Raw genomic sequence first — 15,895 nt, 5'->3', positions numbered from 1 at the left:
AACCTCGACGGATCGCGCGCGTGCAGTCGTTCATCATCACCTTGCTCAACGGCCTCAGTTACGGGTTGTTGCTGTTCATGCTGTCGGCCGGGCTGACGCTGATTTTCAGCATGCTCGGCGTGCTCAACTTCGCGCATGCGAGCTTCTACATGCTCGGTGCGTACGTCGGTTATTCGGTGGCCGCGCGCGCCGGGTTCTGGGGCGCGCTGGTGGTGACGCCGCTCGTCGTCGGTCTGGTCGGCGCGGCGCTCGAACGCTGGCTGTTGCGGCGCGTGCGCGGCCACGGTCATCTGCCCGAACTGCTATTGACGTTCGGCGCCGCGTATCTGCTCGGCGAGCTGGTCAAGCTCGGCTGGGGGCTCGGGCCGTTGTCCGCGCGGATTCCCGCCGTGCTCGACGGGCCGTTGTTCTCGCTGTACGGCGCGGTGTTCACCCGGTATCGCGCGTTCATGATGGCGGTCTCGCTGGCGATGCTCGCGACGCTCGCCGCAGTGCTGCGCGTATCGAAGACCGGCTTGATTGTGCGCGCCGCGCTGACGCATCCGCAGGCGGTCGAGGCGCTCGGCCACAACGTGCCGCGCGTGTTCACCGGCGTGTTCGCGGCCGGCACTGCGCTCGCCGCGCTGGCCGGCGTGATCGGCGCGCCGCTGTTCGTGATCGAACCGGCGATGGCCGACTCGCTCGGCTCGATCGTGTTCGTGGTCGTCGTGATCGGCGGACTCGGCTCGTTGAGCGGGGCGCTGGCGGCGTCGCTGCTGGTCGGTTGCGTGCAGACGCTGGCGGTGACGAGCGATGTGTCGCTGGGCGACGTGCTGTCGTTCGCCGGCGCGCCGCTGCCGCCCGACTGGGACGCGCTGACGCTCGCGCAACTCGCGCCGCTGCTGCCGTATCTGCTGCTGGTCGCGGTGCTGGTGATGCGGCCGGGCGGGTTGTTCGGACGGCGGGACGATCATGCGTAAGCGGACGATGTTGGGGGGCGGCCCCCGCACGCTCGCGCCGTGGCTCGCGCTCGCCGTTTTTCTCGCGCTGCCGCCGTTCCTGTGGCCGCAAAGCTGGCTGCTCGCGTACCTCGCGCAGAGCGCGACGATGATCGTGTTCGCTCTCTCCTACAACCTGCTGCTCGGCGAGACCGGGCTGCTGTCGTTCGGGCATGCCGCGTATGCGGGGCTCGGCGCGCTGATCGCCGCCCGCGTGTTCAACGCGAGCGGGATGCCGCTCGCGTTGCTGCCGCTCGTCGGCGGTCTGGGCGGCGCGTTGTGCGGCGGGCTGTTCGGCTTTATCGCGACGCGCCGCGCCGGCACCGCGTTCGCGATGATCACGCTCGGCCTCGGCGAACTCGTGGTCGCGGCCGCGTGGACCTTGCCGGGCTGGTTCGGCGGCGACGCGGGCGTCGCGATCGATCGCGCCAGCGGCCCGGCGCTGGCCGGCTGGAGCTTCGGTCCGGCGCGCGAGGCTTATACGCTGATCGCGCTGTGGTGCGGGCTCGCCGCCGTCGCGATGTTCGCGCTGTCGCGCACGCCGCTCGTGCGGCTTGCGAACGCGGTGCGCGACAACCCGGTGCGCGCGGCGGCGCTCGGCTGTTATCCGAGCCGGGTCCGCTACGGGATGGTGGTGCTGTCGGCGTTTTTCGCGGGCGTCGCGGGCACGCTCGGGCTGATCAATATCGAACTGGTGTCGACCGAAAGCGTCGGCATGATGCGCTCTGGCGCGGTGCTGATCGCGACCGTGATCGGCGGTAGCGCGGCGTTTTTCGGGCCGGTCGCCGGCGCGGTCGTGTTGACGTTTCTCAGCGTGGTCGTCGCGAGCGTCACGCGGGCGTGGCTGTTTTATCTCGGACTGCTGTTCGTCGTTGTCGTGATCGCGGCGCCGGATGGGCTGGCCGGTTTCTGCGCGCGGCATGTGGCGCGAATTGGCGCGTATGGCTGGCGACGCTGCCGGGCCGCGTATCTGTGGAGCGCGGCAGCGTTGCTGTTGTGGCTCGCGGTGATCGTGCCGGGCGTGCAGTGGGCGTACGCGGCGCAGTTCGGCGCGGATGAGGGGACTGTGTTTGGAGCGTTGGTGGGGGCGGGCGGCGGCGTAGGCGTTGACGTTAGCGCAAGTTCGGACGCGAGCGCCAGTGCCACGCCGGTGCTGTCCACCCTGACCGCGACGCCGCTGCGTGTCGCATTGCTGCTGTGCGTGCTCGCCGCGTTAGCGGTGCTGGCCACCCGTTGCGCGAGCCGCGCTCACCAGCGCCTTGCTCGTCCGGTGAACGCTGCAGCCTCAACCGGCGGCGTGGACATAGCGGCATCGACCAACGCGACCAACGCAGCCAACGCAGCCAACGCAGCCAACGCAGCCAACGCAGCCAACGCAGCCAACGCAGCCAACGCAGCCGACAGAACCGACGGAGCCCCCCAATGATCCCCGCCCTCGCGCTCTACGGCATCGAAAAGCGCTTCGGCCCGACGCCCATCCTGCGCGGCGTCGATCTGGAGATCGAGCCCGGCGAGCGCCATGCGCTGATCGGCCCGAACGGCGCGGGCAAGTCGACGCTGTTCAATCTGGTCGCGGGCGGCGCGCGGCCGAGCGCGGGGCGCATCCATCTGTTCGGCGCGGACATCACGCGGCTTGCGCCGGCGGCGATCGCGCGCCGCGGCCTTGCGCGCAGCTTCCAGAGCACCAGCGTGTTCGCGCGGCTGTCGGTGTTCGACAACCTGCGCTGCGCGGCGCAATTCGCCGAGCGCGACCGCACGCGCTGGTGGCAGCGGTTGACCGGCTCGCCGATGGTCGATGCGCGCGCGGCCGAGGTGCTCGACGCGGTCGGCCTCGGCGCGCGCCGCGATGCGCTCGCCGGCACGCTGAGCTACGCGGAGCAGCGCGCGCTCGATCTCGGCATCGCGCTCGCGGGCGGCGCGCACACGCTGCTGCTCGACGAGCCGACCGCCGGCATGAACCGCGCGGAAGCGGCGCGCGCGATCGAGCTGATTCGCGCGACCACTGCCGGCCGCACGCTGCTGATGGTCGAGCACGATATGGACGCGGTGTTCGCGCTCGCCGATCGCATTTCGGTGCTGGTGCAGGGGCGCATTATCGCGAGCGGGACGCCGGCGGCGATTCGCGCGGACGCGGCGGTGCGGGCCGCGTATCTCGGCGAACGGAGCGAACCGCGTGCGGGCGCGCGTAGCGGCGACAGAACCGATCGGAGTGCCAACCGATGAGCGCGCTGCTGGAGATCCGCAACCTGAACGCATGGTACGGCGCGAGCCAGGCGCTGCACGGCGTCACGCTGAGCATCGCGCCCGGCGAAGTGGTCGCGCTGGTCGGCCGCAACGGCTCGGGCCGCTCGACGCTCGCGCGCGCGTTGATGGGCCTCGTGCGCTGCGAAGGCGAGCTGCGCTTCGCGGGCCGCTCGCTCGCCGGGCTGCGTACGTTCGAAATCGCGCGGCTCGGGCTCGGTTATGTCGCCGAACATCGCGACGTGTTCGCGGCGCTGAGCGTGCACGAGAATCTGCTGCTCGGGATTGCGCCGGCCGGCGCGGCGCGCGCTCGCGGCCGCGCGCCGCGCTTCACGCTCGACGATGCGTACGCGCTGTTCCCGGTGCTCGCCGAGCGCAAGCGCACCCGCGCGGGCGTGCTGTCGGGCGGCGAGCAACAGATGCTCGCGCTCTCTCGCGCGCTGCTCGGCGACCCCGATCTGCTGCTGATCGACGAGCCCGGCGAAGGGCTCGCGAGTCTGGTGATGCAGCAGGTCGCCGGCGCTTTGCGACTGCTGCGCGAACGCGGCGTCGCGATGCTGCTGATCGAGCAGCGCCTTGTGATCGCACAGGAAATCGCCAGCCGCGTCGCAGTGATGGGACATGGCCAGATCGTGTTCGACGGCGCGCTCGAAGCGTTTCTCGAACGTGCGGATGTGATGCACGATTGGCTCGGCGTCGGCTGAGCGCGGCGCGGGCATGCCGCGCCTAAGTGCACTGCCGCATGCGCAACGGAAAACGTTTCGTCACCCTGATCATTTGCGGTGCGCGGGGCTGGCACGCTCCGCGCGCTCGGCGCGTCCGTTTTCTTGGCGTTTGAACTGCTTCCCGCGCAAGCTCGCCGAGGCCCGGCACATGCGCCTTTGCGCGAATCGAACTGCGCGATTCAAACGCTTGATTGTTTGGTGAATGCCCTCCAGAAATGTTGTCGGCAGCGCGCGGACAAAAAAAGACAATCGGATGCATAGCGCGCAACGGCGGCATGGCGTTTCAGGCTCGCGGACTGCCTGAACGATCGCCCGGCTTCGTGCGACAAACCCGGCCGCGTAGCACGCGCACGAAGACGCGTCGTGGCCTCAGGAGGGGACACGATGAAGCAGCAGGCGGCATTGGATTACCGGTGCGTCGGCGCGCGGGTTGCGCGAGCGCGGCGCACACAACGGATAGGGCGTTCGCGCTGCGGCGCAGGTGTTGCGCTGTTGGCGGCCGCGCTATTGATGTCCGCGTGCGCGGACGCCAGTTCGACCGCGAGCGACGCGTCCGCAAAGCCCACGACCCGCGCGAGCGCGGCAACTAGTCAGGATAGCCAGCTAATTACCGGCGCCGCGCTTACGGCGCGCGACGGCGCGGACAGCAACGCGGACAGCAACGCGGACAGCAACGCGAAGAGCAACACCGCCCCCGCCTCATCAACACTTCCCACCGTCGAACGCGACAAAGCCCGCCAGCTCGCCGCCGAACAGCGCATCGCCGCGCGCGTGCCGGCCGCCAGCGGGATGAACGCAACCCGCAGCCGCGCGTTGACGCTGCGCGATTCCGGCATCGACGGCTCGCTGATGTTCGCGCGCGACGTCGATTTTCGCGTGACCGGCGAGATCGGCTTCATGATCCACGACATGGCCGCGACGCTGAGCCCGACCCACGCCGGCCAGCCGGTCGTATTCGACGACCCGACCAGCACGACGATTCACGTGCATCGCGGCCACGTGACGCTCGACAGCGCGAAACTCACCGCGATCTTCAATCGCTATCTGTTCCAGTATCAGGGCTCGCCGCTGCGCAATATGCGGGTCGTCCCGCAGGACGGCGGCACGCTGCGGATCACCGGCGACATGCATCGCGACACGTGGGTGCCGATCGTGCTGAGCGGTTCGCTGTCGATGCGCAATCCTGAACAACTGGTGTTCCATGCGGACCACGTCGAAGTGGCCGGCGTCGGCGCGGACAAGCTGATGCAGGCCGCGCACGTACGGATGGCCGATCTGCTGAAGCTCGATACGCCGATCGCGCGGCTCGACGGCGACGACGTCGTGATGCAGGTCGCCAAACTGACGCCGCCGCCCGCGCTCAGCATGACGATCACGCGGATCGACACGAGCGCCGCGGGCGTGCGCTTCACGCTCGACGACGGCAGCGTGCCGAAGATCGACTGGCCCGCGACGATGCCCGCGCGCGGTCTGCTGGTGCAGGGCGGCGATGTGAAGTTCATGCGCTCGATGCCGATGAACATCGACATGGCGATCGTGCCGCTGACAGCGGCGGGCGCAAACTCACAGGCCGATGCGAACGCGCCGTTCGTGCTCGACCTGTACCACTATCGCGAGCAGATGGCGGCCGGCTATCTGAGCTTCGACGAAGCGGGCGCGCTCGACGTCCACCTGCCGTCTTACCCGGCGCTCGCGGGCACGGCAAAGACTCCGCAAGCCGGCAGCGCCGGCAGCATCGGCATCGGCAGCGCGAGCGCGCGCTACAACGACAGCCTGTTGCGCGCGCAGCAGGCGTCGCTCGCGCAGGCCCGCGCGGTCTGGCAATACGTGCCGCAGAAACTGCGCATCGCGTCGGCGCCGCGTGCGATTCCGGTCGGCACGCGCGCGGCGTTCGCGGGCCGCAGCCTCGCGATCCCCGGTTCCGCACTCGCCGCGAAGCCGAACGACGAACGTCATTCGCAGGCACCCGCACCATTAATTCACGTGCAAAACGTCGACTTCTACGTGGCCGGGCGGATCGGCTTTCACGTGCGTTCGCTCGACGCGCAAATGGTGCCGAAAATCCTAGGCGAGCCGGTCGACTTCGACGACCCGAATCAGTACGACATCCACATCATCGGCGGCGAGGTGGTCGAGCAGTGGCCGGCGATGGCCGCGCTATTCAACGACTATCTGCTCGACTACAAGCCGCGCTCGCTGAACGATCTGCAACTCAAACCCGCCGACGGCAAGCTCGAAGTGAGCGGCGGCATCAAGCTGTGGAATCACTTCCCGGGCGTATGGCTGCCCACCACGATGAGCGGCACGCTCGCGGCCGAGGACGAACGCCATCTGGTGTATCGGCCGACCGAAGTCAAAGTGCTCGGCGTGCCGCAAGCGGGCCTGCTGCGCGCGCTCGACATTCCGCTCGCGTCGTTGACGCCGTTCGCGCGCAAGGGTGTCGAATTGAAGGGCAACGAGCTGGTGTTCGATCAGTACACGGTGTTTCCGCCGCCGCTGCTCGTATCGCGGCTGGCGAGCGCGACCGTCACCGACGAAGGCCTCGTGCTGAAATTCAAACGCAGCGGCGCGGCGGTCGCGAGACCGCCGGCGGGCGCCGGCAACAGCTACGTGTGGATCGACGCGGGCGACGTGAAGATGTTCAATTCGCTGGTGACGAACACGCGCACCTATATCGAGGACAGCTCGAACGCGGGGCCGATGAAATTCGATCTGTACGGCTATCGGCGCGATGTGTCGAAGGGGACGGTGCGCATGGGTGAGGACGGCACGCTCAGTGTCGATCTGGCGGCGCGCAAATAGGAGAGCGCGCCGGCCATTTAATCAAGCATCCTTATTGATGATCCACTCGTGCGCCGGGTCATTGTTGAAATGCCAGACCCGCTGGCTGCCCGCCATCACGTTCAGATAGTACGAGTCGTAGCCGTACGGCACGATCACCGGGTGATAGCCGCGCGGCACCATCACCACGTCGTGATCCTCGACGGCCATCGACTCGTCGATATCGCGCGAATCGGTGTACACACGCTGGAACGCGAAACCTTGCGGCGGATCGAGCCGGTGGTAATAGGTTTCTTCGAGCGAACTCTCGTGCGGGATGTTGTCGGTGTCGTGCTTGTGCGGCGGATAGCTCGATGCATGGCCGCCCGGCGTTTTAACTTCGACCACTAACAGCGATTCCGCCGGCTCGGTCTGCGGAAGAATATCGCACACGTAGCGTGTATTGAGCGACTTGCCGCGCGTCGAACGCTTCATCGACGTGGGCTCGATCAGCCGCGCCGGGTACTCGCCTTTCGCCGGCGCGCTGGCCACGCCGACTTCGGCGGTGCGATTCGCGCGCACCGTCGCGCGTACGTTCGGCGGCAGATAAACCGCGTACGGCGCCGCGTCCTCGAACACGCTGTCGCGCGAGCCGAGCGCGCGCCACGTTTCATTCGGCGTTTCGACATCGACCGCGCCGCTCAGCACGACGATGCACACCTCGCGCGCCGGCTCGAACACATACACGACTTCGCTCGGCTCGAGCCGGTAAGCGGCGAATCCCACGTAACGCCAGCAGGCCGACTGCGGCGTCACGCGCGCGATTGTCTGGCCCTCGCGCTGTGCCTTGACCAACAAGCTCATGCTGCCTCCTTGCCGAGCGGCGCATCGACCAGCGCCCGCAACGTGTTGTAGCCCTTCTGCGCATAGTCGAACGACGGCGCGACCACCGGGTCCTGTTCCGCCTCGACGACCAGCCAGCCGCAATAACCATGCCGCTTGAGCCGCTCGATGATCGCCGGAAAATTCACCGCGCCGTCGCCCGGCACCGTGAACGCGCCGGCGATCACCGCATCGAGAAAACTCCAGTTGCGATTGCGCGCGAGTTTCGCGACCGCGGGCCGCACGTCCTTGCAATGCACATGACAGACCCGCGCGATATGTTTATCGAGCACCGCGAGCGGATCGCCGCCCGCGAATGTGATATGGCCGGCGTCGAACAGCAGGCCGACCGCGTCGCTGGTGCGGGCCATCAGTTGATCGACATCGGCCGGCGTTTCGACATATGCGCCCATGTGATGGTGATAGCCGAGCCGCACGCCGCGCGACAGCGTATAGCGCGCGAATTCGTCGACCCGCGCCGCGTACGCGGCCCATTGCGCATCGCTGAAAAAACGCGGCCGCTGATAGAGCGGGCGCGGCGCGCCCTGAATCGAATGCGCGACCTCGCCGTACACCATCACAGTCGCGCCGTTGCGCGCGAGCAGTTCGAGATGCGGGCCGACCGCGGCGATTTCTTCCGCGACGCTGCGGGTGGCCAGTTCTCCTGAATACCAGCCGGATACCAGCGCGAGATCGTAGAGCGCGAGCAGCGCCTTTAACGCTTGCGGCTCGCGCGGAAACTTGTTGCCGAGCTCGAAGCCCTGATAGCCGATCTGCCGGCCTTCGGCCAGCGCGACTTCGAGCGGCGTCTCGCCGCCGAGCGAGGGCAGGTCGTCGTTCATCCACGACAGCGGATTGATGCCGATGCGTACGTCGAAAGCGCTCATCCTGGGGGCCTCATTCGTGCGGGTCGGGTTTCGCGGCGGGCGCGGGTGTGTGTGCGTGTGCGGACGCGGGCGCGGACGCGGGCGCTTCACCGCGCGCGGCGAGTTGCGCGTCGTATTGCGCGCGAGCCTCTCGTACGGCTTCGCGCGACGACACTTCGGGCACCGCGACTTCCCACCACCAGCCGCCGTCTTCGGTGCTGCGAGCCGGGTCGGTGTCGATACTGATCACGTAGGTGCGTTTGGCTGCGCGCGCGCGTTGCAGCGCCGCTTCGAGTTCCGCGAGGTTGCCCGCGTGCTCGGCCTGAGCGCCGAGCGCGCGCGCATGCGCGGCGAAGTCGACGCGCGGCACGCCTTCGGGGCCATGCGCGCAGTCGTCGAGCAGGTTGTTGAACGGCGCGCCGCCGCATGCCTGTTGCAGCCGATTGATGCAGCCGAAGCCGCGATTGTCGAGCACCACGACGATCAGCTTCAGACCGAGCATCACCGAACTGGCGATCTCGCTGTTCATCATCAGATAGCTGCCGTCGCCGAGCAGCACGATCACTTCGCGATCGGGCCGCGCGAGCTTCACGCCGAGGCCGCCGGCGATCTCGTAGCCCATGCACGAGTAGCCGTATTCGACGTGGTACGCGCCGGGCCGGCCCGCGCGCCACAGCTTGTGCAGATCGGCGGGCAGCGTGCCGGCCGCGCACACGACGATGTCATCGGTCGCAGAGTGCGGGGCCGAGCGCTGCACCGCGCCGATCACGTCGCCCTCGTACGGCAGCACCGCGTCGCGCTGCGGCGCATGCGTGAGCGTGCCAACGGTATCGCGCCAGCCGGCTGCGAGCTTGTGCGCGCGGGCGGTCCACGCGCGCTCCGCGTGCCAGCCTTGCAGCGGCCCGGCGAGCGCGGCGAGCGCGAGCCGCGCATCGGCTTGAACGACGAAGCCGCGATGCTTGAGCGCGTCGAAGCCGTTCGCGTTGATCGCGATCACGTCCGCCTGCGTGAACAGCGTGTTCGAGCCGGTCGTGAAGTCCTGCAGCCGCGTGCCGATTGCGAGCACGCAATCGGCGTCGTGCGCGAGCGCGTTCGCGGCCGGCGAGCCGGTCACGCCGAGCGCGCCCGCGTTCAGCGGATCGTTCCACGCGAGCGAGCTTTTGCCGGCCTGAGTCTCCGCGACCGGCACGCCATGCGCGGCGGCGAAGCGTTGCAATGCGTCGGCCGCGCGGCTGTACAGCACGCCGCCGCCCGCGACGATCAGCGGCCGCTTCGCTGCCGCGAGGCGCGCGCACGCGGCGTCGATATCGTCGGCGCGCGGTGCGGGCGCATGCAAACGCACGACGCGCGGCGCAAAGAAGTCTTCCGGAAAATCCCACGCCTGCGCCTGCACGTCCTGCGGCAACGCGAGCGTAACCGGGCCGCACAGCGCGGTGTCGGTGAGCACGCGGATTGCGCGCGGCAATGCGCTGAGCAATTGCGCCGGATGCACGATGCGGTCGAAGTAGCGCGACAACGGTTTGAACGCATCGTTGGCCGACACGCCGCCGTCGCCGAAATCTTCGAGCTGCTGCAATACCGGGTCCGGCGCGCGCGACACGAAGATATCGCCGGGCAATAGCAGCACCGGCAAACGGTTCACGTGCGCGAGCGCGGCGGCGGTCAGCAGATTGGTCGCGCCGGGGCCGATGGAAGTGGTGACCGCCATCATCCGGCGCCGGAAGTGCGCTTTCGCAAACGCGATCGCGCTATGCGCCATCGCCTGCTCGTTGTGCGCGCGCAGCGTCGGTAGCGTGTCGCGATGCTGGTACAGCGCTTCGCCCAGTCCCGCGACATTGCCGTGGCCGAAGATCGCGAACACGCCGCCGAATAGCGGCTCGACGCCGCTGCCGTCTTCGGTCGCGACGCGTTGCGCGGCCAGATAGCGGACCAGCGCCTGGGCCATCGTCAGACGGACGGTGCCGCCCGCACGGACGTGCGTAGCGGTGGCGCCGCTCGCGGCCGTGCCGTCGTCATGCATGCTGCGCTCGTTCATGCGGCTTGCTCCTCGTGAGCGTGAGGCGGTATGCCGTGTTGTGTGGGCTCGCCGCGCGTGGATCGCCATGCGGCGATCAGCGTTTCGAACGTGCGGCGCACGCGTTTGATCAGTTCGGCGTCGTCGATTTCGCCGGCCAGCCACGCGTGCCCCGGTTCGTGAAAGATCGTGCGGCCGACCGTGAAGCCACGGCACGTCGCGGAGTGCGCGGCCGCGCGAAAGCCGTCGCTCAATTGCTCGACGCCCGCCGACAAACCGAGCAGCACGACGCCGCGGCAATACGGATCGCGCCCGGCGATCAGCGCGTCGATCGCCTGCCATTGGGCGGCGTCCATCGGTTCGAGCTTCCACCACTCGGGGTAGATGCCGAGGTTGTACAGCCGCTTGAGCGCGCGATACACGATGTCCGGCCCCTGCGGCAACGACGCATGCTTCGGCGGAATCACTTCGAGCAGCAGTTCGTGGCCGCTCGCCTGGGTCGCGTCGTACAGCGCGCGTAGCTGCGCTTCCTGTTCGAGGCGCTGCTCGATCGGTTCATCCGGATGAAACTGCACGAGGCACTTCACGACGTGTTCGCGCGGCCACGCGATCAGCGTGGTGCCGATCGAGCGGCCGTGATCGAACACCAGCGGCACGGAATGGGGCAGCTCGACCGGGCGGCCGATCCACCAGCCGCGACCGGTCGCGGCGTTCAACGCATCCTGGCCGTAGCGGTCGTCGATCAGGACCCCGATGCGTCCTTGCAGTCCCAACGCGTTTTCAGTCTGCGCGACCGCTTCGACGAACAGGCCCTTCAGCCGCGCGATGCGCGCTTCGTCCGCGCCGGTTTGCTGCGCGAGTTCGAAGAACGGATTGCGATGATCGAACGCGAAGCCGAGCACTTCGGGCCATTGCTTGCGCGCGGGCGACACCCGATGCAGCCGCGCGAGCTTCGCGTCGCGATCGGGGCGGCGCATCCGTTGCGGATCGGCTTGCGCTTCGTGCAGGAAGTAATCGAGTTCGGCCGGCGTCGGCATCGCCGGCGCGCAGCCGTGGCGCGATACGACCAGCGCGCCGCTCGCGTTCGCGGCGCGCGCGCAAGCATCGAGCGGCTGATCGCGCAGCCAGCCGGACAGAAAGCCGGACGCGAAGGCATCGCCCGCACCGAGCACGTTCAGCACTTCGACTTCGACGCCGCCTTGCAGCGGCAGCGCGTCGAGCGATGCGGGCAACGCGCCGTCGATGATCTGGCAACCGAGCGGGCCGCGTTTGAGCACGAGCGTGGCCGGCGTCACCGCGCGGACCGCCGCGAGCGCGTCGAGTAGTTCGCTTTGGCCGCCGGCAATGCGGAATTCCTCTTCGGTGCCGATTACCAGATCGAACAGCGGCAAAATCCGCTGCAAATGCGCGCTCACGCCTTCGCTGGCGATAAAGCGCGTCTCGCCGTCGGCCTTGCCGGTGAGGCCCCACAGCACCGGCCGGTAGTCGATGTCGAGCACGGTGCGCACGTCGTTGCGGCGCGCGTAATCGAGCGCGCGGCGACTGGTGCGGTTCACCTGCTCGGTCGAGAAGTGGGTGCCGGTAATCAGCAGCGCCTTCGACGACGCGATGTACGCCTCGTCGAAATCCGCTGGATCGATCGCCATGTCCGCGCAGTTCTCGCGGTAGAAGATCAGCGGGAACGTGTCGCGGTCTTTCAGGCCCAGCAGCACGAGCGCGGTGAGTCGCTCGCGATCGGTCCGCACGTGGCTCACGTCGCAGCCTTCGTGCGCGAGCGTCCCGGTCAGAAAGCGGCCCATATGATCGTCGCCGACGCGCGCGAGCATCGCCGCGTTCAGGCCGAGCCGCGCGCAGCCGAACGCGATGTTCGCCGACGAGCCGCCCAGATACTTCGCGAAGCTCGTCACGTCCTCGAGCCGCGCGCCGACCTGTTGCGCGTACAGATCGACCGCGAGACGGCCGAGGCAGACGATGTCGCGCGTGCGGCCCGGCGCGAAGCGGCTGGCCGGGGCGGCGGCATTGGCGGTGCCCGCGGCGTCGCTGAAGGTGCCGCTGGAGGTGTCGCTATAAGTGCCGCTGACGCTGCTGGAATGATCCATGAATAGTCCTGAATAGCGAGGCGCGGCGGCGGTCATGGTGAGGCCCGCCCGAGCCGCGCGAATCGATCAGATCGTTGCCCCTTCGAGTTCGCCGATCATCTTCTGCATCTCGGCGCCGCCGGCCATCATGTCGAGCACTTCGTCCTTGCTGATCGTCTCCTTGGTGAAAGTGCCGAGCGAGCGGCCGCGATTGAGCAGCGTGAACGAATCGCCGATCGGGTACGCGTGGTGCACGTTGTGCGTGATGAAGATCACCGAGATGCCTTTCGCGCGCGCCTTGTGAATCAGCTTCAGCACGTTGAAGCTCTGCTTGACGCCGAGCGCGGCGGTCGGCTCGTCGAGGATCAGCACCCGCGCGCCGAAGTGAATCGCGCGCGCGATCGCCAGACATTGCCGTTCGCCACCCGACATCGTGCCGATCGGCTGATGCGGATCGCGCACGTTGATGCCCATTTCGGCGAGCTTGTCGCGCGCGGTGCTCGCACAGGTGTCGAGGTCCATCACGTTCAGGAAACCGAACAGTTTCTTCTGCGGCTCGCGGCCCATGAAGAAATTGCGCGCGACCGACAGCAGCGGCACCAGCGCGAGATCCTGGTAGACGGTCGCGATGCCCAGATCGAGCGCGTCTTTCGGCGACGCGAAGCGCACCGGCTTGCCGTCGACCCGGTAGGTGCCGGCGCTCGGCTGATACACGCCCGCGAGGGTCTTGATCAGCGTCGACTTGCCGGCGCCGTTGTCGCCGAGCAGGCAGTGCACTTCGCCGCGTCTCAGGCGCAGCGTGATGTCGTTCAGCGCGATGATGTTGCCGAAATAGCGGCTGACGTTTTCGAGCGCGAGAATGTGGTCGTCCGCGGTCGCTTCGGGGGTGTTCATCGGCGTGCTCATCGTGAACGTCCTCCTAACGCGACGCCGCGACGCGGCCGCGCACGTAGTGGTTGAACAGCACCGCGAACAGCAGCATCACGCCGAGGAACACGCGGAACCAGTCGGAATCGACGTTGGTGTAGGTGATGCCGATCTGCACGACGCCGAAGATCAGCGCGCCGAAGCACGCGCCGACCACCGAGCCGTAACCGCCGGTGAGCAGCGTGCCGCCGATCACCGCCGCGATGATCGCTTCGAATTCCGCCTGCAACCCGCGGTCCGCCGCGGCCGAGCCGATATCGCACACCTGCAGCACCGCATACAGGCACGAGCAGAACGCGGTCAGCACGAACAGCGAAATCTTCACGCGCCGCACCGGCACGCCGACGTTCTTGGCCGCGTTCGCGTCGCCGCCGACCGCGAAGATCCAGTTGCCGAAGCGCGTTTTCGCGAGGGTGAACGCACAGACCGCCGCCAGCGCGAGCCACCACAGCAATACCTTCGGAATCCCTGGCACCAGCGGGTTGCCGTTGTCGAGCATCTTCACGATGCCGAGGTGCCCGAGCCAGACGAACAGGCCGCGGAATGCGACGCCCTGAAAGAACGTATGCGCGAACCAGTCCTGGCGCCCGACGTCGCCGACGCCGGAGATGATCGTGCGATCGGCGAACCTCACCGACAGCGCCAGCGTCAGGCCGCGCAGGATAAACAGGAACGCGAGCGTGACGATGAACGACGGCAGCCGGGTGCGCATCACGAGATAGCCGTTCAGCGCGCCGAGCAGCATCGAACCGACGAACGCGAAGATGATCGCGAGCCAGATCGGCCAGTGGAAATACATGGTCGGCAGCGCGACCATCATCCCGGCGAAGCCGATCATCGAGCCGATCGACAGATCGAACTCGCCGGCGATCATCAGCATGCACGCGCCGACCGCGATCAGCCCGAGATAGGCGGCGACCTGCGACCAGTTCATGATGCCGTCGAGGTTGAACATCCCCGAGTTGCCGGCCGCCACGCCGAACACGATGAACACCATCACGGTGCCGGCCAGCGCCGCGAATTCCGGGCGGCCGAGCAGATGGCGGAACCACGATTCGCGGCGTACGCGTTCGTCTCCCGTCACGGCGGCCGAAGCCTGCGACGCCGGATCCTGCGGATCGGGCGGCGGCTTGCGGTGGTGGGGATGGAAGAGATCGGCGACACCCATTGAAACTCTCCTTCAGACGGCGGCGGACAGCGGAGCAGCGGACGACCGACGGCGGTCGGCGCAACGCCACGGTGCGCGGCGGCGAGACAACGCGGCAACGGACACAGTGGCGTGCGCAGCGAGCGGGCGAGCAGCCCGCCGCATGCCGCGAATACAAGCGAAGCGCCGCGCTCACGCGGCGCCTGATTGCACGTCTAGCGATACTGACCCGCGTACTTCAGCACCTTGTCGACGTTCTCCTTGGTGATGAAGCCCGGACCCGAACCGATATTTCGGGGTCCATAGGACGGCGCGAGGCCGTAGGTCGCGAGCCGCTCCTTGAACTTCGGATTGGCCTGCAGGATTTCGCGGATCTTCACCGGATCGGTGGTGTTGTTCTTCTTCGCGATCGCCAGCACGGCGACCGGGATATAGCCCTGCAAATACGGTTGCTGGTCGATCGCGAACTGGATCGTGCCGTCCTGGATCGCCTTCGCGATGTCGGTATCGAAGTCGAAGGTCGCGAACCAGATCTTGCCGGCGAGTCCCATCTGTTGCAGCGCCTTCAAGGTCGGGTCGGCGGACAGCGGCCCGAGCGTGAGGACCGCCTGGGTATTCGGATGATTGCGCAGGAACGCGCTGACTTTCGACTGCACGCCGGTCGGGTCCTGGCCCGCGTCGAGCGTCGAGGTCTTGAAGTTCGCGCCGATCGCTTCGGCAAAACCGCGGCAGCGCTCGAACGACGCCGGGTTGGTCGCATAGTGGTTCACGCACAGGAACGACTTGATGCCGGCCGCCTTGGCTTTTTCGCCGGCGGCCCTGCCGGCAGCGTATTCGGGCTGGCCGACGTGCATGATCGCGCCGAGTTTCGCGCTCTGTTCTTCGGTACCCGAATTGATCGTGACGAGCGGAATGTGCTTCGCGGTGACCTTCGAGATCGAACTCTTCAGGACATCGAAGTCCGCGATCGATACGACCACGCCGTCGTAGTTGCGCGCGGCCGCCTGTTCGACGAGGCGCGCCATGTCGGCGATGTCGCCGTTCGGCGGATTGCGGTAGTCGGTCTCGACGTTGAAATCTTCGTTGGCCTGCTTGATCGCGTTCTTGATCGTGTTCCACCACGAATCCGAATCGGGCGCGTGGCTGATCAGCACGAAGTGGGCATCGGCCGCGCGCGCGGCGCTGGCCGCGCTCAATCCCGTCGCCAACGTCAACGCCGTCACCAGAATTCTGAGCGTTGCCTTGCCTGTGCAAAGTCTCATTGTCTCCACCTTTCTC

General features: G+C 67.6%; 12 protein-coding genes. 5 read left to right on the top strand and 7 right to left on the bottom strand.

Annotated features, from left to right (window positions below; genetic code table 11):
• The first annotated feature begins 20 nt into the window (after positions 1-20).
• The 5 genes from BTH42_RS17585 (at position 21) to BTH42_RS17565 (ending at position 6,745) form a co-directional block, all read left to right on the top strand.
• Positions 21-959, top strand: a complete 939-nt coding sequence (locus BTH42_RS17585) for a branched-chain amino acid ABC transporter permease (RefSeq protein ID WP_075301664.1) — start codon at positions 21-23, stop codon at positions 957-959.
• A complete protein-coding gene (locus BTH42_RS17580; protein WP_083654837.1) occupies positions 952-2,403 on the top strand; it encodes a branched-chain amino acid ABC transporter permease in 1,452 nt (483 codons plus the stop codon). Before BTH42_RS17585 ends, BTH42_RS17580 begins: the two co-directional genes overlap by 8 nt.
• A complete protein-coding gene (locus tag BTH42_RS17575) occupies positions 2,400-3,200 on the top strand; it encodes an ABC transporter ATP-binding protein (RefSeq protein WP_075301662.1) in 801 nt (266 codons plus the stop codon). Before BTH42_RS17580 ends, BTH42_RS17575 begins: the two co-directional genes overlap by 4 nt.
• The gene (locus BTH42_RS17570; protein ID WP_075301660.1) at positions 3,197-3,922 is read left to right on the top strand and encodes an ABC transporter ATP-binding protein; all 726 of its coding nucleotides are present in this window, start codon (positions 3,197-3,199) and stop codon (positions 3,920-3,922) included. Before BTH42_RS17575 ends, BTH42_RS17570 begins: the two co-directional genes overlap by 4 nt.
• Positions 3,923-4,327: 405 nt before the next feature.
• Complete coding sequence (locus BTH42_RS17565; RefSeq protein ID WP_372237268.1) at positions 4,328-6,745, top strand: hypothetical protein; 2,418 nt, start codon at positions 4,328-4,330, stop codon at positions 6,743-6,745.
• A gap of 21 nt (positions 6,746-6,766) precedes the next feature.
• Here BTH42_RS17565 and iolB read toward each other — a convergent pair whose 3' ends face one another.
• From iolB to BTH42_RS17530, 7 genes are all read right to left on the bottom strand, one after another.
• The gene (gene iolB, locus BTH42_RS17560) at positions 6,767-7,567 is read right to left on the bottom strand and encodes a 5-deoxy-glucuronate isomerase (RefSeq protein ID WP_075301658.1); all 801 of its coding nucleotides are present in this window, start codon (positions 7,565-7,567) and stop codon (positions 6,767-6,769) included.
• Entirely contained in the window at positions 7,564-8,472 is a 909-nt protein-coding gene (iolE, locus tag BTH42_RS17555; RefSeq protein WP_075301656.1) for a myo-inosose-2 dehydratase, read from the bottom strand. The genes iolB and iolE overlap by 4 nt, the downstream gene beginning before the upstream one ends.
• 10 nt (positions 8,473-8,482) lie before the next feature.
• Positions 8,483-10,486 (bottom strand): 3D-(3,5/4)-trihydroxycyclohexane-1,2-dione acylhydrolase (decyclizing), encoded by a 2,004-nt coding sequence (iolD, locus tag BTH42_RS17550; protein ID WP_075301654.1) that lies wholly within the window; start codon positions 10,484-10,486, stop codon positions 8,483-8,485.
• A complete protein-coding gene (gene iolC / locus BTH42_RS17545; RefSeq protein WP_075301652.1) occupies positions 10,483-12,564 on the bottom strand; it encodes a 5-dehydro-2-deoxygluconokinase in 2,082 nt (693 codons plus the stop codon). The genes iolD and iolC overlap by 4 nt, the downstream gene beginning before the upstream one ends.
• 66 nt (positions 12,565-12,630) lie before the next feature.
• Positions 12,631-13,437 carry an ATP-binding cassette domain-containing protein gene (locus tag BTH42_RS17540; protein ID WP_075301702.1) on the bottom strand — a complete coding sequence of 269 codons (807 nt, stop codon included), beginning with the start codon at positions 13,435-13,437 and terminating at the stop codon, positions 12,631-12,633.
• Positions 13,438-13,462: 25 nt separating this feature from the next.
• Entirely contained in the window at positions 13,463-14,638 is a 1,176-nt protein-coding gene (locus BTH42_RS17535) for an ABC transporter permease (protein ID WP_075301650.1), read from the bottom strand.
• A 194-nt stretch (positions 14,639-14,832) separates the two neighbouring features.
• On the bottom strand, positions 14,833-15,879 hold the full coding sequence (locus tag BTH42_RS17530) for a sugar ABC transporter substrate-binding protein (protein WP_075301648.1): 1,047 nt from the start codon (positions 15,877-15,879) through the stop codon (positions 14,833-14,835).
• Positions 15,880-15,895: the final 16 nt, after the last annotated feature.

This window comes from Burkholderia sp. SRS-W-2-2016, from assembly GCF_001931485.1.
In the GTDB taxonomy this organism is placed as follows: domain Bacteria; phylum Pseudomonadota; class Gammaproteobacteria; order Burkholderiales; family Burkholderiaceae; genus Paraburkholderia.
Note: the sequence above shows the minus strand (reverse complement) of the source record. Positions and strands in the feature narration are given on the sequence as shown.